Genomic DNA, 16722 nt, shown 5'->3' on the forward strand with positions numbered 1-16722 from the left:
CTCCGCATCCGAGCCCCGCTCCACGCCGAGCCCTCGACAGACAGGAACAGCCATGCCCCGCACCATCCATCTCGCCCTCCACCCCTACGGCGTCGGCGGCCCGGGCCAGCACGGCCTGTGGAAGGACCCGCGCGTCGCGAAGAACTCCAGCATCGACATCAACTACTACATCCGGCTGGCCCAGGCGGCCGAACACGCCCTGTTCGACGCCCTGTTCATCGTCGACAGCCAGTTCATCAACGCCACCTACCCGGCGCACTACCTCAACCGCCTTGAGCCACTGACCCTGTTGTCGGCCGTGGCCACCCACACCAAGCACATCGGCCTGGTGGGCACCGCGAGTTCGACGTACAACTCACCGTTCAACCTCGCCCGCCGATTCGCCTCGCTCGACCACATCAGCGGCGGACGCGCGGGCTGGAACGTGGTGACCAGCTTCGACACCGGCACGTCGAAGAACTACGGGCTCGACGAGCACCTCGACTACACCACGCGCTACGGCCGTGCCCTGGAGTTCGTCCAGGTGGCCCGAGGGCTGTGGGACTCCTACGAGGACGACGCGTTCCCCGCCGACGTCGAGCGGGGCGTCTTCCTCGACCCGACAAAGCTGCACGAACTCGACCACGAGGGCGAGCACTTCAAGGTGGCAGGACCGCTGAACCTGTCTCGCTCCCCGCAGGGCCAGCCGGTGATCTTCCAGGCCGGGGTCTCCGAGGAGGGCCGCGACCTCGCCGCGCAGGTCGCCGAAGGCATCTACGCACCCGGCGGCTCACTGCAGCAGGCACAGGAGTACTACGCCGACATCAAGAAGCGCACCGCCTCCTACGGCCGCGACCCCGGCCACATCAAGATCTTCATCCACGGGGGCCCGGTCGTCGCCGCCACGGACGAGGCCGCCCGGCGCCGCGAACGGGAGATCTTCGAGGAGGACAACGACTTCGACCGCAACCTCGCTCTGCTGGGCCGTTCCTTCGGTGCCTACGACTTCAGCGCGCACGACCTGGACGCGCCCTTCCCCGATGTCGCGCACCTCGCCGAGAAGGGCGGCCGCACCGGCGCCGCGAAGCTCATCGAACGGGCCCGGACCGAGAACCTGACACTGCGTCAAGTAGCGGAGTCCATCAACCAGTTCCGGCAGTCACCGTTCGTCGGGAACCCCCGGACCGTCGCCGACACCATCGAGCAGTGGTTCGACGCCGGCACCTTCGACGGCATCAACCTCGCCTTCCGCACCGAGGAGGAGATCAACCTCTTCGTCGACGGAGTCGTCCCGATCCTGCAGAAGCGCGGACTGTTCCGCACCGAGTACGCGGCCGACACCCTGCGCGGCAACCTCGGCCTGCCGATCCCGGCCAACCGTCACGCCCGCGAGCCTCAGCTCGTGAGCGACTGAGGGCAGCACCGTGAGCGAACTGTCCGTGCCCGAGCTGTCCGCGACCGAGCCGTCGGTGACCGAGCTGTCGGTGACGGGGGGCCGTGATGTCCACACCGTCCGCTTCCCGTCCACCACTCCCCCGGCGGCGGTGGACGTACTGATCGTCGGCGCGGGCCCGGTGGGCCTGTCCGCGGCGGTCGAACTGACCGCGCGCGGAGTCCAGGTCGCCGTGGTCGAGCGCGCCCGCACCGCGACCCTTGTGCGGGCGGGCGCGATGGGCCACACCCCGCGGGTGGTGGAACATCTGCGCCGCTGGCGACTGCTCCAGCGCGTCCGCGACGCATGGACCTATCCGCCGGAGTGGCACCAGGGCACCAGACTGGTCACCTCCCTGGTCGGGCACGAGCTGGTGCCCGCACCCCGCCCGGTCTTCAGCGACCGCGGCAGCCGTCCCGGACACTCCTCGGACGAGGCGCTGCGCCGCCCGCAGACCGTCCTCCAGCAGGTCTTCCTCGACCACCTGACGGAGCAGGACGTCAGCGTGGCCGGCGGCTGGGAACTGACAGCGCTGCGCGAGGACACCGACGGGATCGCCGCCGAGGTCCTCGACGTGGCCTCGGGCGTGTCCCGTACCGTCCGTGCTGCCTACGTCCTGGGCACCGACGGAGGCGGCAGCACCACCCGGCAGCTGGCCGGCATCGGCCGGGAAGGGGAACACGCCGCCGAGAAGCGGCTGCGTCTGGTCGTACGCACCGGGAACATCGCCCAGCGGGTCGGGCCGGCGCCGAGCGCCACCAACGTCGTCGTCAACACCGGCGCGTCGGGCTTCCTCCCCACCATCAGCTCCCGTGAGTGGCGGGTGTACGCCGGGCCGTACCCGCTCGACCACCAGCCGAGCGAGGGCGAGCTCCTGGAGGTGGCCCGGGCGGCGTTCGGGTTCGACGCACACCTCGAACTGGCGTCGGCGACGACCTTCTACCACGCGACCCGCATCGCCGAGACCTTCCGGCGCGGACGCGTACTGCTCGCCGGTGACGCCGCCCATGTGCGCACGCCCGGCGGCAACCTGGGCGAGGGCATCGGCGATGTGGTCAACCTCGGCTGGAAGCTCGCGGCCGTCATCGGCGGCCACGCCCCGCAGGCCCTCCTGGACACCTACGACCAGGAGCGCCGACCGCACAACTGGCGGGTCGCCGACCACTCCCTGGCACGGTCACGCCGTACGCAGGCGACCCTGGAGGAGATCCGTGCCGGCGGCATTCCCGATGACGCGGACCGCAGCGCCGAGGCGGATCAGCGGCGTACGGAGATCGCCGAACGGCTGCGCGAGGACCGTTTCGGCTCCGACGGGATCGCTTTCGACGAGCGGTACGACGCCTCGGCGGCCGTCTGGTACGAACCCGGACAGCTCGACGACGAGCCGCCCTGGCGTGCCGACGTCTACGAGGACGACCCACGCCCCGGCCACCGCGCACCGGACGGCCCCGTCGACCCGGGCGGCGGGACGCTCTACGACCGACTCGGCACCTCCTTCGGCCTGCTCGTCCTCACCGACGACCGGACGGTCGAGCAGGCCCTCGCCGGGGAGGCCGCCACCCGCTCCCTGCCCTTCACGGTCATCCATCTCACCGACGCGGCGGCACGCGCGGTGTACGGCACCGCCAACGTCCTGATCCGCCCCGACCAGCACGTCGTCTGGCGCGGTACGCGGCTGCCCGACGGCGGTGCCGCCGCAGTGCTCGACCGGGTGCTGGGGGAAACCGCCTCGGATGCCGCGCGCACGGGCGTACGCACCGCGGCCGCGGTCACGACCGCGGCCTGACACGAAAGGCGACCATCGATGACGAGCGAACGACCACGCTTCCGGCTCGGTTTCCTCACCCACGTCCAGGGGCGCGACGGCGACATCGCTCGCACCTACCGCAACGCTCAGGAACTCTTCGTCGTGGCCGACGAACTCGGGTTCGACGTGGGCTGGGTCGCACAGCACCATGTTCCTCTCGGGGGCGGCGGACTCTCCTCACCGTGGACGTTCCTCGCCCATGCCGCGGCGCGGACGACCCGGATCAGGCTGGGCACGGCGGTGACCGTCCTTCCGCTGGAGGACCCGGTCCGTCTCGCCGAGGACGTCGCCACCGTGGACACGCTCAGCGGCGGCCGTGTCGAGATCGGCGTGGGCAGCGGGGCGAACAGCCTGGAGTACGCCGCGTTCGGCCAGGACGCCGCCCGCAAGCGGGAACTGACCAGCCAGCACCTGGACCTGCTGCGCCAGGCGCTGGCCAACCGCGAGGTCCGTACACCCGGCTTCCGGATCCAACCGGAGGCCGGCGACTTCCACGACCGCGTCTGGCAGGGCGTGTTCAGCGCACCAGGAGCCGCCTACGCGGCGGAGGGTGGCTCCAACCTGCTGCTCAACCGCGCCGCCTACGGTTTCGACGCCCCCACCGACGAGGTCCAGCGACCATGGGCCGACGCCTACCTCGCCGCCTGGGACCGGCCACGCCACCCCCGCATCGGCCTCTCCCGGTTCATATTCCCGGCCAAGGACCGACGCACGGCGCTCAGGCACATCAGTGAGGACGTCCACCGGGCGGCGCTGCGCATGGCCGACAGCGGCGCATTCCCCAAGGGCCTGGACGCCGACGAGGCACTGCGCCGATTCCACTCCTTCTACGGCCACCCCGAGGAGATCATCGCGGCACTGCGGCAGGAGAAGGTCCTGCCGGTCGCGACCGACCTGATCACCCAGTTCAACCCCGCCGTTCCCGACCATGACGCCGCGATCCGTGCCCTCGAACTCATCGCGACCGAGGTGGCACCCGCGCTGGGCTGGACGCCCGCGCGGGTGCCACCTCGCTCACCCGCGCGCCGGACCGAGCCCGCATCCGCAGGAGTGTGAAATGACCGACTACAGCGACTACTTCGGCCCCGAGGGCCTCAGTGTCCGCGGCACCGTCGTCGTGGTGCCCGGCCGGGGCGAGACCCGGGCGACCTATGCCCGCTTCGGCAGGCGGCTGGCCGCCGACGCCTATCGCGTGCGGGTGATCGACGCCCCGGTCCTCGACTACGCCGACCTCAGCACTTCGTTGACCGCGTTCGGCACCCAGCTCACCGACGCCGTCGAGGGCACCGCTCCCGGAGACCGGGTCGTCCAACCCGTCGTCCTCGTCGGAGCCGACTCGGGAGCCGCCGCGGTCGCCGCCCTCCTCGCCCGGGCGGAGCTGCCGGCCACACTGCGGCCCGACGCCCTCGTCCTCGCCGGCCTTCCCGGCCGGGCCGCCGACGCCGTGGGCACCTGGGACGACGAACTCGACGTCCGCACCTCCTGCCCCGCCCACCGCGGCACGCTCACCGACGATCCCGGGGTCCGGCGCGGCTCGCTCGGCGACACGGTCCCGGACGCCGTGCTCAACGCCGTCCACGGGGGCGCGATCGACGTCCCGGCCCTGCTCCTCGTCGGGGACGCCGATCCCCTCGCCGACCACGAGGCACTGGCGGGCGCCGCCAAGTCGCTCCCCCGCGCACGCCTTTCGGTCGTCCACGGTGCCCACCACGACGTACTCAACGACCTCCAGCACCGCTCGGTGGCCGCCGAGGTCGTCTCCTTCCTCGAAACGCTGCGCAACGAACTGCGGCCATTGATCACGGTGCGGTCGAGCGCCTGGTGACTCCTCCTCGCACCAGCCGCACCGTGTCCCCTCGCTCCGTCTGAACCCCGATCCCGGAAGGTCCCGCCATGGCTGCCATCCTGTCCGTCTCCGGAAGCCCCTCGCCCACCTCCCGCACCTCCCGGCTCCTGCGCCACCTGGACGACCGGCTGCGCCTGCAGGGCCACGACGTAACTCCACTGGACGTGCGCACCCTGCCCGCCCAAGCGCTGCTCGGCGCGGACTTCCGCCACCCGGCGATCGTCGCCGCCACGGACCTGTTCACGCAGGCGGACGGCGTGGTGATCGGCACCCCGGTGTACAAGGCCGCCTACTCGGGCCTGCTGAAGTCGCTGCTCGACCTGCTCCCCCAGTACGCGCTGTCCGGCAAGACCGTGCTGCCCCTGGCCACCGGTGGCAGCACGGCCCATGTCCTTGCCATCGACTACGCGTTGCGTCCCGTACTGAGTTCCATGGGGGCGTCCCACATCGTGCCCGGCTGGTTCACACTCGACAAGGACGTCGCCGCCGACGACCACGCCACACAGATCGTCACGCCTGCCGCCGCCGAGGCGCTGGAGCAGGTCACGGACCACTTCTCCGCCACGTTGGGAGGGCGTACCGGGGCACTCCGGCGCACAGCATGAGCCGGTTCATTGCCATCAGTTGTGGCCCGCTGGCCGGGGTCCAGCGCTGGGCGCCAGCGACGTCCTCGCGGTGATCGCATCGGCCATTCATGGCCACTCATGATCCGCCGCCTGCCCTGACCAGGCACCAGGCCCGAAATGCGACGCCGGACCGCTGGAGCAAGGGTGAGGGGCAGCCGGTGCCATCCGGCTACCCCTCCCGGCGTCTCACAGCGTCACGTGTCATCGGACACGAGGACGCCAGTTTTCGTCGGTGTGCGTCAGATCCTGCCGCAGCCGCTGAGGCCCCAGTGCTTCATGACGCCTTGGGTCTGAGGGCCGTAGTAGCCGTCGGCGTGGGCCTCCCCGAGGTAGGCCGCCTGGATGGATCTCACAGCGAGGAAGGTCTTTTCGCCGTAGTAGCCGTCGACCGCAAGGTCGAAGTTGTGGCAGTTGTTCAGGCTGGTCTGGAGGACTTTCACGGCCTCGTTGGACTTGCTGGTGTTGAGGACGAGGTTGCAGGTCAGGCTGGGAGTCGGCTGCCCATAGGCGGGAACCTTGTGCCCACTGACGTTCTTGTACGTGTTGCAGGTCGGGTAGGGGTCGACCGCCGCGGCTGAGGGCGCAAGGGCCACACCGGTAAGAGCGACAGCGGCGAGTGCACCGGCCGTGGCGGTGGCCGCGAGACGAGCCCTGATCAGGCGAGAGCGCATGGCTCCCTCACTTTCCGTACGTTGCCAACGGAACTCACCAGTTGGCATGAGCTGGTTGAAGCCCTGGTGGGAGAGCGGACCGCGGCGCGTACGCGGTCCGCGGATCGGCTCAGCAGAGGTGCGAGAACCTGTCGGCGTAGTTCGCGAACGCGTTCTTGGTGCGTGTTCCGGCGATCCCGTCGACGTCAAGGTCGTAGCCGAGGTTGCGAGAGTTCAGGTAGCGCTGCAGCGCCTGGATCGTGTTGGGGCCGACGATTCCGTCGACGGTACCGGCGTTGAAGTTCAGGCTGTTGAAGAACCTCTGAGCTGCCTTCCAGCTGTCGGTACCCAACTGCCCGTCGATCGTGCCGGGGTTGTAACCCAACGCGCGCAGCCAGCACTGCCAGTCCTTCGCCTGGGCGGTGTTCAGCCCCAGGTTGACCACGGCGAGCGGCGCGACCTCGGCGCTCGCCGTCTGCTGCTGGTCCGGCGCCGGAGCCGCAATGGCCGTGCCCGCGGTGGCCAGGCCGCCGGCGGCGATCCCGACCGCGGTGGTGACACTGACCAGTGCCTTCGTCAGAACTCCCATGCTGTTCCCCTCCGTTGACGTGCGACAGGCGGAACCGACCGCAACCGTCGGCTCCGCAACGACACTGCGGGTTCGGCGCGCAGTCCGGCCAGAGTTGACGCAGGAGTGGCCTCATCCTGGGACGTCCAACACGCTGACCTGCTGGAACGTCGCCCGCTGAGTCGCTACGGCGGGACGACTGCAAGCGAGGACGGCCCATGCTGCAGGGGGGCGGGGCGGCCCCACTCAGTGGCTGCAGTGACAGCTGATGCAGAATGTGGCCGGGACACGTGGGGCCGGACCGGCGGTCCGGAACGCGGGTGGGGGAATCATGTCGCGTTGGAAAGAACTGCCCGCCGAACTGCACGTGGACGTTCGCCAGTTCATCGTGCGATTGCGCAGGTTGAAGGACCGCAGCGAACTGAGTACGCGTCAACTGGCAGCGAAGAGCGGGTACAGCGTCAGGTCGTGGCAGCGCTATCTGAACGGCAGGTCGCTGCCGCCCCCGGAGGCCGTCGAGGCGATGGCCCGCATCGGCGGTGACGATCCGACCCGGCTGCTGGTGCTGCACGAGATCGCCGCCGAACAATGGGCGGAGGGCCGTGTGGTCACCACCGGTGCACCGCAGAGCACTCCCGCACACACACCCACGGAGCAGCAACCGTACGGGCGTTACCCGCGCGCTCTGATCACGGCGGGAGCGGTGGCCCTGGTGCTGTCCGTCTCCGCGGCGCTCCTGCTGGCCGTGCGGCTCGCCGACACCCGCGCCCAGCTCGCGGACGCCCGCGCCGCTGCGGTCCCAGCGGCGCCAGCGGCCCCGACCATCGTCTCCGAATCCCTGGTGCCGGTCATCTACACCTGCCGGCTGGATCAGCGTAACGGCCGCTGGTACGCGGGCTTGAGCCGCACCACGGACGCCATCCTGGCCTACACCTACGTGGGGCCGGAAGTGGCCGAGGCGCAGTGCCTGCTGCGTCGGGCGGGCATGGCGCCTGGTGACATCGACGGCGTCTTCGGCCCGAAGACGCAACGCGCGGTCGAGCGCATTCAGACTCGGGACGGGCTGGTCGTGGACGGTGTCATCGGCCCGCACACCTGGAAGGCCCTACGGGAGGCGGTGCCGAAGTGAGCGCGGAACACACCCGGCTGACCGCGGCGCTGCGGGAGCTGCGGGCCCGTACGGGCCTGAGCCTGGCGGCGCTGTCGGAACGCACGGCGTACAGCAAGTCCTCATGGGAGCGCTACCTCAACGGCAAGAGCCTGCCCCCTCGTCAGGCCGTCCAGGACCTGTGCCAGGTCGCGAACGAACCGGACGGACGCCTGCTGGCCCTGTGGGAGATCGCCGAATCACACTGGAGCAGACGCGCGGCGGCCCCCGGCCCTGCCACCGACAAGCCGCAGCCGCGACCGCAACCGCAGGAACCGCTCCGGCCCTCCGGAAACGGGCGACCACGCGGCCGCAGGGTCAGGTTCATGGTGGTACTGGCCTCGGCCTACACCGTGATCGTCGCTGGTGTGGCGTTGATCCTCTTCCTGCTGCCGGACGGGGACGCCCCGACGGACGAACCGCTGTCGGCCTCCGCCCCGTACTCTCTCGCCCCCCAATGTCACGGAGCCGCCTGCGAGGGCCGGGACCCGATGCGCATGGTCTGCGGCATCGACCCCGACAACCTCACCACGTACCGCACCGCCACCGGCGCTCACGTCGAGCTGCGCTACAGCAAGAAGTGCGGCGCGAGTTGGGCCCGGGTCTGGGGAACCCGGATCGGCGACCGGATAGAGGTCACGGCGGGCGGCCCGACCCACGACGTGCGCATCAGGAACAAGAACGACACGGACACCTACGTCTACACCGAGATGGCCGAAGCCCACCCCGGCAGCACGGTCCGGGCCTGCTTCCGCCCCGCGTCGGCCAACGGTGAACAAGAGTGCGTCGAGGCCCGAGTGGGCGGGGCCGGCAGCACGACCCGGCCACCCTCACCTCAGTAGCGTCAGGCCCTCGGGCGCATCGATGCAGAAGTCCCCCGCCGGCACCCTGTTCTTCGGTAACCGGGCCAACGAGTGGAGGACGGACACGCCCTCCGGTTCATCGCGAAGACGGGCAAAGCCACCTGGTCAAGTCCCCTGCCGACGCGGGGGGCGACTCTTTTCGGACTTTCGCGCCACAGGCCGCGGGAAACGGCCTCGACAGCCTCCGGCGACTCTATGCTTCTACATGCTTGTAGAGGGAGAACGGGAGGGCTTTGCGGCTTGTTCCCGGGCACCTGCCTGCTCACCCTCGTCTTTCGTTACGAGTTACACACGCACATGAAGGAGTGGACGCCGCGATGGTGTTCAAACGACTGCTCGGCTCGCTCGGCGTGGGCGGGCCCACGGTGGACACGGTCCTCGACCCTGGTGCGGCCCAGCCCGGCACCAGCCTGTCGGGGCAGGTCCATCTCCAGGGCGGCGACGCCGACTTCGACATCGAGCACATCACCCTGGAGCTGGTGGCACGGGTCGAGGCCGAGCACGAGGACGGGGAGCGCGAAGGCGCGGTCGTCTTCGACCGGTTCACAGTGGGTGGCGGTTTCCGGCTCGGCGCGGGCGAGCAATACAGCGTCCCGTTCAGCGTGACGCTGCCCTGGGAGACCCCGGTCACCGAGTTGTACGGGCAGGCGCTGGGCATCGTGCTCGGCGTGCGCACCGAACTGGCCGTGGCCGGCGCGAAGGACAAGGGCGACCTCGACCAGCTCAGGGTGCGCCCGCTGCCCGCACAGGAGGCGATCCTCGAAGCTCTCGGCCAGCTCGGGTTCGGCTTCCGGTCCGCCGACCTGGAGTACGGCCGGATCGGCGGGACCGGGCAGCAACTGCCCTTCTACCAGGAGATCGAGCTCACTCCGGCACCGCAGTACGCACACGCCGTGAATGAGATCGAGCTGACCTTCCTCGCCTCGCCGGGCGGCATGGAGGTCGTCCTGGAGGCCGACAAGCGCGGCGGCCTCTTCTCCTCCGGCCACGACGCCGTCACCCGTTTCACCGTCGATCACCACGACGTCGAGCACCGCGACTGGAACACCGAAGTCGACGGCTGGATCAGGCAGTTGGTCGAGGGCCGGGCCTCGCACGGCTTGCACGCCGCGTACGGCCACGGCGGCCACCACGGGCACGACGAGCACGACCACGACGGCCACCGCTCCGGCCCCGGAATGGGCACCGCCATCGCAGCCGGTGCCGCCGGACTCGCGGTCGGTGTGGTCGGCGGCATGGTCGCGGCCGAAGTCGTCGACGAGGTCGGCGACTTCTTCGAAGGCGACGAGGAAGAGGAAGAGTGATCGGGGTGGGCGTGAAGCCCGCGGCACTTCACCCCCACCCCGGCACCCTGCCCTCGTCACCCCACCCTGATATCTTCTACATTGCTGTAGAAGAATGCGGCGGTCGGGTCCTCCACGGGCTCGGATCCACCTCTGAAACGTACGGAGTTCTCATGGCCCTGTGGGACCGCATCAAGGATTCTGCGTCGACGATGCAGACCCAGCTGGTGACGAAGAAGAACGACCTCAAGAGCGGCGCCTTCCGCGATGCCAGCATGGCGATGTGCGCGCTGGTGGCGGCCGCCGACGGCACGATCGACCCGGCCGAGCGTCGCCGCGTCGCGCAACTCATCACCACGAACGAGGTTCTGCAGAACTTCCCTGCCGACGACCTCCAGCGCCGTTTCGACAACAACCTCGACAAGCTGGTCGCCGACTTCGACTTCGGCAAGGTCAGCGTCCTTCAGGAGATCGCCAAGGCGAAGAAGAAGCCCGCCGAGGCGCGTGCCGTGATCCAGATCGGCATCGTCATCGGCGGCGCCGACGGCGACTTCGACAAGACCGAGCAGGCCGTTGTCCGCGAGGCATGCTTCACGCTCGACCTGCCGCCGCACGAGTTCGACCTCTGACCGGAGTACCGTGCGCATGCCGGGCCGCTGCCGCTGGGGCAGCGGCCCGGCATGTCGTTTTCGGCGGGAGCCGACCTGGCGCATGGTCAGGCCAGGCGGGCGGATCCAGCAGGCGCAGAACCCGGTCAGGGCCAGGCCGAGGTAGAGCCCGGTCTCGACCCATTGAAGGGCCCAGAAGTTGCCGGCGGGCTGGTACGTCACCTGCTGCTGGTGGCCCTGCGCGCCGAGGCCGGCTAGGGAGCGGTCGAACTGCTGCAGGGTGGGCGGGCCCGACTCGATGTGCAGGCAGTCGGCGAAGGACGACGGCACGGGGACCGGCCGGCCGACGGCGTCCAGTGTCTGTTGGGAGGTGACCCATGCACCGGGCACTTCGGGGTGCGTGACGATCTCCTCGGCGCCCTCCTGGATGCTGATGGGGGCGCTGTCGGGCTCGATCGGCACGGTGATCCGGTCCGTGGCGGCCAGGAAGGGCCGGATCCACATCGGAGGGGAGATCTAGACAGCGGTGCAGACGACGAGTGTGGTTGCCATCGCGGGCAGGGTGCGGCGGATGACGAGGCCGAGGGCGACGCCCAGGACGAAGGCGAAGGCGGCATGGGCCATGGGGACGACACCCCGTGCGGCGAAGGCCACGGGGTCGAACCACGGGAAGTACGTGTCCGTCGCGCCACCGCCATTGACAGCCCGGTCGATGGGACTGCTCCACCAGCTCACCGCGAGCGAGGCCAGTCCGGCGGCGGTCATGGCGGCGGCCGTACCGAGGCCCAGCTTGGTCGCCAGCCGGCGTGTGCGGGTGACGCCCTGGTTTTACGCAAGGTAGTGGGTGCCGGTCTCCAGCACACGGGAGATCAGCGGCGCGCCCCAGAACATCCCGATGACCACCGGCACGGCAAGCACAGCCACTGCCGGTCTGTGTGGCTTGCGGAGATGACGTACTGACCGGCCGGCAGCGTGTCCTGGTCCCTGCGCTGTATGAGATCCAGGCCCAGCCTCCGGATTCGCTCCTGCGCCAGGGTGTCGTCCCAGCCGGGGTTGAGACGGGCACCCAGCCGCACGTGGTCGGCGATGCTCAGGGCGGCGTAGGTCGGGGGTGTCCTGGGCGACGAAGCCGACCTTGGCCAACTGCGCGGGGCCGGTGGCGGGGCGGCCGCCGCACACTTCGATGGTCCCGGCACTCGGAGTCAGCATGCCGGAGGCCAGGTTCAACAGGGTTCACTTTCCCGCCCCGTTGGGGCCGACGAGGCCGACGACCCGTCCGGCGGGCACGTCCAGGTCGCAGTTCTGCAATGCCCAGCGCTACTTGTACTGCCAAGGGCTGTCCCTCAAGTGCGGCCGTGCTCTGGACCTGAGACCGACTCGATAGGGTCAGGAGCGCAGCCGACGGAAGAGGATCGCTCGATGGCGACGTACGACCAGCTGACCGAGTGGGCCGGTCCGGGTCATGTCACGCGGGCCGGATGGGACGTTGTGGCCGGCTGGCGGATTCCGGACTTCATGAAGGCACAGCTCGCTGAGGTGGGCATCCCCGCAGCTCCGCGCCTCATCGAGCGAGTCGTGATGCAGAGCGAGGCTGATCCGGTCCTCCTCACGTCTCGCGGCCTGCTCTACCGTCTCACCGAACAAGTGGACCCCGATGAGGCGGAGGAGCGGTCGTCGTTCGGCGTCGAACCGGAGACCGGGGCGGTCTACTTCGTCATGCCGGACGGGGAGGCATGGTTCGCCAACTCGAGTGTCGAGGTGTGGCTCGACGTCCTTCACTGTTACGGCAGTCGCGTCACCGCCTCACAGCTTCTCAGCGAGCCGGACGGCCCTGAGGAGTACCTCTCCGAAGAGGAGGAAGAGCGGGCTTTCGCCGAGCTGAGTCGGCTGGCCGAGGCGCTGAAGGAGATCGACCCTGCGGCCTTCAAGGGATACGAGGGGTTTCTCTGGCCGGGGCTCCTGGATCGATGGCTCTACTGACCTCGGCCCGGCAGAGCCACGGCCCGTACATCTGAAGCGTGCAGGAACGCCGGGCCAACCACTGAGATGATCTTCGCGTGGGGCTGTGATCACGGCGTCCGAGTCGTCATGGATAGCGCCGTACTCGGGCTGAGTCCGAAGCAGTTCTGGACGCTGATCACCGTGCTGCGGCGCGGAGGCCCGCACCTGGTTTGCAGGGACCGTCCGTGGAGTCTGCCGCTCGAAGACCGGGTTCTGCTGGTCGCCGCGTACTGGCGGACGAACCTGACCTTGCGGCAACTGGCTCCCTTGTCCGGGATCTCGAAATCGGCCGCAGGCCGGATCGTGAGCCAGCTCGGGCCCTTGCTCGCCCTGCGGCCGCGCAGTTGCCCGGAGCCAAGCACTCGGTCGGCAAGACCACCGTGATCGCAGATGTCGGCTACCGCGGCACCGGCCCGGTCATCCCACACCGACGAGAACGCGGCCAGGTCGAGCTGTCGGCCTGGCAGGAAGCCCACAATGCCTCCCACCGCAAACTACGTGCAGGAGTCGAGCACACCTTCGCCCGCATGAAGACTTGGAAGATCCTCCGCGACTGCCGTCTGAAGGGTGCAGGCGTCCACCACGCCATGCTTGACATCGCCCGCCTCCACAACCTCACCCTCACCGGATAGCGGATCTATGCCAACGGCCGATGAGGAGCTCATGTGCGTCCACACAACCACCATGCCGCTGAACACCATCAAGCGTCCTGGGCAGCGGCGCCCCGGATCCACCTCGACACCGCCCCGCCGGACACGAACCGCCCCGAGAACCGTGAACCGCACAACCTCCGCTGCCATCGACCCCCTCAAAGTTTCCAAGGGCTTGTCGGCCCGACAGGTCACCCGCTGCGGTGTTGTCCGACGAGGACTTGCCCTGCCGATCCGGTGCCCGCGTCGCGCACCGCACGATTGTCGAGGCCGGGGCCGGACGCCCGCCGGAAGGGGACCGTGCCGTCTCAAGGTGCCCGGCCCCCACCCCGAGGTGGAGGTGAGGGCCGGGGCCGGAGCAGATCGTGTGGCGGGAACGGGCAGGTCAGAAGGTGTAGACGCCTCCGTTCAGGAGGGCAGGGGTTGTCCCGACAACGGGGGAGAGGACGGTGAGCGTGTTGGCGGTGGTGGAAACGTGGCCGGTGCCGTCGCCGGGCCACCAGCGGGCGGCTCCGGAGGAGTTGACGGCCGCGAAGTCGGTGTGGCCGTCGGAGTTCACGTCGCCCGTGAAGAAGCGGCTGTACGCGGCGAAGGACGTGCCGGACGCCAGCTGCTGGGCGGCGGCCAGGCCGCCGTTGCCGTCGCCCTTCCACCACCAGAGGGTGCCGTTGGAGTCGACGGCGGCGACATCGGTGTTGCCGTCGTCGTCGAAGTCACCGGTGGGGACGCCGGAGTAGGCGGAGAAAGACGTGCCGGACAGGTTCTGGCGGGCGCCGAAAGTGCGGTCGCCGTTTCCGGGCCACCACCACAGGCTGCCGTCGAAGCCGAGGCCGACGATGTCGGTGAGGCCGTCGGCGTTGAAGTCGCCGCCGGAGACCGCCTTGACGGTGCTGAACGAGGTGCCGGACATCAGGACCGTCGGGGCGGCCAGGACGCCGTCGCCCTGCCCCAGCCAGAAGTTCAGTTGGCCCTGGTCGTTGATGGCGATGAGGTCGCCGAGGCCGTCGTTGTTGAAGTCGCCGCGGGCCGGGTGGAAGGTCGAGCCGAAGGTGCCGCCGATCAGGGTGGCGTTCTCCAGGTGCCGTTCACCGGTGGTGGCGTCGCCGAAGCCCGCAAAGTACCAGATCCTGCCGTCGCTCAGGCGGTTGAAGACGTCCAACTGGCCGTCGCCGTCGGTGTCGTCCCAGGAGCGGGTGTCGGCCTCGCCGGTGTTGAAGGGCAGGCGGAGCAGCATGTCGGTACCGGAGTACGAGTCAGTGGTCGCCGCAGAGGAGATCTCCTGGGCGCTCAGCGCCCGGCCGTAGAGCATCACGCGGTCGATCGAACCCGAGAAGGGCTGCGCGCCGTCCAGCCGGTTGCCGACCTCGAGCGGCTGGGGGCGGGCAGGCGAGACCGCACCGCTCGGCGCGGTGTCGGTGTCGACCTTCGCGCCGTCGATCCACAGGCTCAGCTCTTGGCTGGCGCGTACCAGGACCACTTGGTGCCAGGCGTTGTCGTTGTAGCTCGACGTGGATTCCACCGTCTTGCTGCCGGATGCCGTGGTGATGTTGGCCACGATCCGGTTCTGCTCGGGTTCCCCCCGGATCCACATCTGCGGCAGCCCCGCGCCGACGCCGAAGCCCCACAGGATGGCCCGCAGCCCGGTGGTGGAGTTGTACTTGAAGTCGGCGGCGGCCGTGAAGTCCCCGCTGAGCTTGGTGGCGTACGCGGAACTCGGTGCGACGTCGACAAAACCGGCGGAAGTTTCCGGGGCCAGCGTCAGCGCGCGGCCGAACCTGCCGGCGGTCAGCCGGGCACGGCCGCGCAGGGTGGCCGCGTCCCCGACGGTGTTCGGGGTACGGGAACCGGTCACCGGTCCGGTGAGAACGGTCTGGCCGGCGGAGACGATGGTGAAGCGGACCGAGGTGAGGTCGTACGTGCCGTTGGGGTTGTCCTTCGGGGCAGGCCCGGCCTCGTAGAGCACTCCGAGACCGCCGGACTCGGTGCGGGTGATGTCGGAGTAGCCGGCGCCCGCCTTGGCGATGGTCAGGCCCTGGGCCGGCGTCTGCCAGGTGGCACCGTTGTCGAAGGAGGAACGGAGCTTGAGGGTGCCCTGCCGCTGCGGAAAATCGGAGTCGTGGTAGACGGGCTCGGTGATCACCAGCTGGTTGAAACTGTCACCGCGCGGGACGCTGTTGAGGGACAGAATCGGGGCGAAGACCCGCGAGCCGGGCAGGTTGGCGGCGGTCGCCGGGCCCCAGGTCATGCCGCCGTTGGTGCTGATGGCCTTGTTCCGGGTGACGCCCGAGGCGGCATCGGCGTCTCGGTCGACGACCAACGCGTTGTTGCGGGAGGTCATGTAGAGAGTGTCGTCGGCCAGTTGCGTGATGCTGGCCTCACCCGACCACAAGGTACCGGTGTTGGTGGTGAAGGCGCCTCGTTGCCAGGTCTCTCCGTGGTCGGGGCTGTAGATGGCGGAGGCGTGGTGGCCGTCGTCGATCCACCTTCCATTATCGGGATTTATCCGGCCGTTCTGGTACGCGGGCGCCACCAGCCGGTTCCCGTTGGCGCCCCCTGGACGCAACTGGATGCCGTGTCCCGGGCCGGGCTGGAGGAAGCGCATGCCCTGCTGCTCCGTGGCGGGCTGGTTGGCCTGCCTGGGGTTCACCTGGCTGGTGATGTCAGTCCTGTTGATCCAGGTCTGGCCGTCGTCACGGCTGTACATGGCGAACGTCTGGATACGGTTCGGCTGACCGTCCGGGCCGTCGATTTCCCCGTTGGTGAGCAGCCGCACGCTGTAGAGCAGTACCACCTGGCCCTGGACGGCCGGGTTGGGGTTCGCGTAGGTGGCGTCGACGATCGGTGTGGGCTGGGCGTTGATCGCCGGCACGCCCAGGTTCGCGGGGTCGCTGGACAGACTGCGGGCGATGATCTTCGGCGCGCTCCAGGTGGCACCTTCGTCCGTCGACGTCCGGCTTACGATGTCCATTTCTTTGGTGTCACTGCACCCGCTGCTCAGTCGGGCTTCGGCGAAGGCAAGCAGCGTCTTGTTGGCGGTGCGGACCACCGAGGGGATCCGGAAGCATGTGTAGGTGCGGCCGCCGATGGTCGTGTTCGAGGTGAACAGGGTCGACTGGCTGGGTAGTTGCGGTGGCTGCGCGGTGATGACGGGCGCTGCTGTCGCGGGTGCCGGTGACACCAGTGCGGCGCCAGCGATCAGCGGCAGCAGCAGAGCCCTGACGACGGCGGAGAGATTCATGTGAAGAAACTATGACGAGCTCTT

General features: G+C 69.4%; 17 protein-coding genes. 12 read left to right on the top strand and 5 right to left on the bottom strand.

What is annotated here, in order from left to right; translation table 11 throughout:
* Positions 1 to 52: 52 nt before the first annotated feature.
* From JEQ17_RS01415 to ssuE, 5 genes are all read left to right on the top strand, one after another.
* The gene (locus tag JEQ17_RS01415; protein WP_200393443.1) at positions 53 to 1393 is read left to right on the top strand and encodes an NtaA/DmoA family FMN-dependent monooxygenase; all 1341 of its coding nucleotides are present in this window, start codon (positions 53 to 55) and stop codon (positions 1391 to 1393) included.
* Between the two features lie 10 nt (positions 1394 to 1403).
* Entirely contained in the window at positions 1404 to 3197 is a 1794-nt protein-coding gene (locus JEQ17_RS01420; RefSeq protein WP_234047989.1) for an FAD-dependent oxidoreductase, read from the top strand.
* A gap of 18 nt (positions 3198 to 3215) precedes the next feature.
* Positions 3216 to 4274 carry an LLM class flavin-dependent oxidoreductase gene (locus JEQ17_RS01425; protein WP_200393444.1) on the top strand — a complete coding sequence of 353 codons (1059 nt, stop codon included), beginning with the start codon at positions 3216 to 3218 and terminating at the stop codon, positions 4272 to 4274.
* A gap of 1 nt (position 4275) precedes the next feature.
* Complete coding sequence (locus JEQ17_RS01430; protein WP_200393445.1) at positions 4276 to 5043, top strand: alpha/beta hydrolase; 768 nt, start codon at positions 4276 to 4278, stop codon at positions 5041 to 5043.
* Between the two features lie 68 nt (positions 5044 to 5111).
* Complete coding sequence (ssuE, locus tag JEQ17_RS01435; RefSeq protein WP_200393446.1) at positions 5112 to 5669, top strand: NADPH-dependent FMN reductase; 558 nt, start codon at positions 5112 to 5114, stop codon at positions 5667 to 5669.
* Between the two features lie 260 nt (positions 5670 to 5929).
* Here the strand turns inward: ssuE and JEQ17_RS01440 are convergent, their stop codons facing one another.
* Both JEQ17_RS01440 and JEQ17_RS01445 read right to left on the bottom strand, forming a co-directional pair.
* Positions 5930 to 6361, bottom strand: a complete 432-nt coding sequence (locus JEQ17_RS01440; RefSeq protein WP_200393447.1) for a peptidoglycan-binding domain-containing protein — start codon at positions 6359 to 6361, stop codon at positions 5930 to 5932.
* Between the two features lie 109 nt (positions 6362 to 6470).
* On the bottom strand, positions 6471 to 6929 hold the full coding sequence (locus tag JEQ17_RS01445; RefSeq protein WP_200393448.1) for a peptidoglycan-binding domain-containing protein: 459 nt from the start codon (positions 6927 to 6929) through the stop codon (positions 6471 to 6473).
* Between the two features lie 310 nt (positions 6930 to 7239).
* Between JEQ17_RS01445 and JEQ17_RS01450 the strand changes: the two genes are divergently transcribed.
* From JEQ17_RS01450 to JEQ17_RS01465, 4 genes are all read left to right on the top strand, one after another.
* Entirely contained in the window at positions 7240 to 8037 is a 798-nt protein-coding gene (locus tag JEQ17_RS01450) for a peptidoglycan-binding protein (RefSeq protein ID WP_200393449.1), read from the top strand.
* On the top strand, positions 8034 to 8897 hold the full coding sequence (locus tag JEQ17_RS01455; protein ID WP_200393450.1) for a helix-turn-helix domain-containing protein: 864 nt from the start codon (positions 8034 to 8036) through the stop codon (positions 8895 to 8897). Before JEQ17_RS01450 ends, JEQ17_RS01455 begins: the two co-directional genes overlap by 4 nt.
* Before the next feature lie 338 nt (positions 8898 to 9235).
* Entirely contained in the window at positions 9236 to 10222 is a 987-nt protein-coding gene (locus JEQ17_RS01460; protein ID WP_200393451.1) for a sporulation protein, read from the top strand.
* Positions 10223 to 10374: 152 nt separating this feature from the next.
* Positions 10375 to 10830, top strand: coding sequence for a tellurite resistance TerB family protein (locus tag JEQ17_RS01465; protein WP_200401234.1), 456 nt, complete (start codon positions 10375 to 10377; stop codon positions 10828 to 10830).
* Between the two features lie 495 nt (positions 10831 to 11325).
* Here the strand turns inward: JEQ17_RS01465 and JEQ17_RS49830 are convergent, their stop codons facing one another.
* Together JEQ17_RS49830 and JEQ17_RS49835 are read right to left on the bottom strand one after the other, a co-directional pair.
* Positions 11326 to 11574, bottom strand: a complete 249-nt coding sequence (locus JEQ17_RS49830; RefSeq protein WP_234047990.1) for a hypothetical protein — start codon at positions 11572 to 11574, stop codon at positions 11326 to 11328.
* Between the two features lie 468 nt (positions 11575 to 12042).
* A complete protein-coding gene (locus JEQ17_RS49835; RefSeq protein ID WP_234048675.1) occupies positions 12043 to 12096 on the bottom strand; it encodes a hypothetical protein in 54 nt (17 codons plus the stop codon).
* A 132-nt stretch (positions 12097 to 12228) separates the two neighbouring features.
* On the opposite strand from JEQ17_RS49835, the gene JEQ17_RS01480 reads away from it, so the two are divergent.
* From JEQ17_RS01480 to JEQ17_RS50660, 3 genes are all read left to right on the top strand, one after another.
* Complete coding sequence (locus JEQ17_RS01480; protein WP_200393452.1) at positions 12229 to 12789, top strand: SUKH-4 family immunity protein; 561 nt, start codon at positions 12229 to 12231, stop codon at positions 12787 to 12789.
* A 108-nt stretch (positions 12790 to 12897) separates the two neighbouring features.
* Positions 12898 to 13194 (top strand): helix-turn-helix domain-containing protein, encoded by a 297-nt coding sequence (locus JEQ17_RS50655; RefSeq protein WP_325176325.1) that lies wholly within the window; start codon positions 12898 to 12900, stop codon positions 13192 to 13194.
* Positions 13155 to 13442 (top strand): transposase family protein, encoded by a 288-nt coding sequence (locus tag JEQ17_RS50660; protein ID WP_325176230.1) that lies wholly within the window; start codon positions 13155 to 13157, stop codon positions 13440 to 13442. The genes JEQ17_RS50655 and JEQ17_RS50660 overlap by 40 nt, the downstream gene beginning before the upstream one ends.
* 403 nt (positions 13443 to 13845) lie before the next feature.
* Here the strand turns inward: JEQ17_RS50660 and JEQ17_RS01490 are convergent, their stop codons facing one another.
* The gene (locus tag JEQ17_RS01490) at positions 13846 to 16698 is read right to left on the bottom strand and encodes an FG-GAP-like repeat-containing protein (protein ID WP_200393453.1); all 2853 of its coding nucleotides are present in this window, start codon (positions 16696 to 16698) and stop codon (positions 13846 to 13848) included.
* Between the last annotated feature and the right edge of the window lie 24 nt (positions 16699 to 16722).

The sequence above is a fragment of the Streptomyces liliifuscus genome, assembly GCF_016598615.1.
GTDB classification, from domain to species: domain Bacteria; phylum Actinomycetota; class Actinomycetes; order Streptomycetales; family Streptomycetaceae; genus Streptomyces; species Streptomyces liliifuscus.

What these genes read in the sequence shown, in the direction of transcription:
- JEQ17_RS01415 (WP_200393443.1), top strand. Translation starts at nt 53, where the DNA reads ATGCCCCGCACCATCCATCTCGCCCTCCACCCCTACGGCGTCGGCGGC.
- JEQ17_RS01425 (WP_200393444.1), top strand. Translation starts at nt 3,216, where the DNA reads ATGACGAGCGAACGACCACGCTTCCGGCTCGGTTTCCTCACCCACGTC.
- JEQ17_RS01430 (WP_200393445.1), top strand. Translation starts at nt 4,276, where the DNA reads ATGACCGACTACAGCGACTACTTCGGCCCCGAGGGCCTCAGTGTCCGC.
- ssuE (WP_200393446.1), top strand. Translation starts at nt 5,112, where the DNA reads ATGGCTGCCATCCTGTCCGTCTCCGGAAGCCCCTCGCCCACCTCCCGC.
- JEQ17_RS01440 (WP_200393447.1), bottom strand. Translation starts at nt 6,361, where the DNA reads ATGCGCTCTCGCCTGATCAGGGCTCGTCTCGCGGCCACCGCCACGGCC.
- JEQ17_RS01445 (WP_200393448.1), bottom strand. Translation starts at nt 6,929, where the DNA reads ATGGGAGTTCTGACGAAGGCACTGGTCAGTGTCACCACCGCGGTCGGG.
- JEQ17_RS01450 (WP_200393449.1), top strand. Translation starts at nt 7,240, where the DNA reads ATGTCGCGTTGGAAAGAACTGCCCGCCGAACTGCACGTGGACGTTCGC.
- JEQ17_RS01460 (WP_200393451.1), top strand. Translation starts at nt 9,236, where the DNA reads ATGGTGTTCAAACGACTGCTCGGCTCGCTCGGCGTGGGCGGGCCCACG.
- JEQ17_RS01465 (WP_200401234.1), top strand. Translation starts at nt 10,375, where the DNA reads ATGGCCCTGTGGGACCGCATCAAGGATTCTGCGTCGACGATGCAGACC.
- JEQ17_RS49830 (WP_234047990.1), bottom strand. Translation starts at nt 11,574, where the DNA reads ATGACCGCCGCCGGACTGGCCTCGCTCGCGGTGAGCTGGTGGAGCAGT.
- JEQ17_RS01480 (WP_200393452.1), top strand. Translation starts at nt 12,229, where the DNA reads ATGGCGACGTACGACCAGCTGACCGAGTGGGCCGGTCCGGGTCATGTC.
- JEQ17_RS50655 (WP_325176325.1), top strand. Translation starts at nt 12,898, where the DNA reads ATGGATAGCGCCGTACTCGGGCTGAGTCCGAAGCAGTTCTGGACGCTG.
- JEQ17_RS01490 (WP_200393453.1), bottom strand. Translation starts at nt 16,698, where the DNA reads ATGAATCTCTCCGCCGTCGTCAGGGCTCTGCTGCTGCCGCTGATCGCT.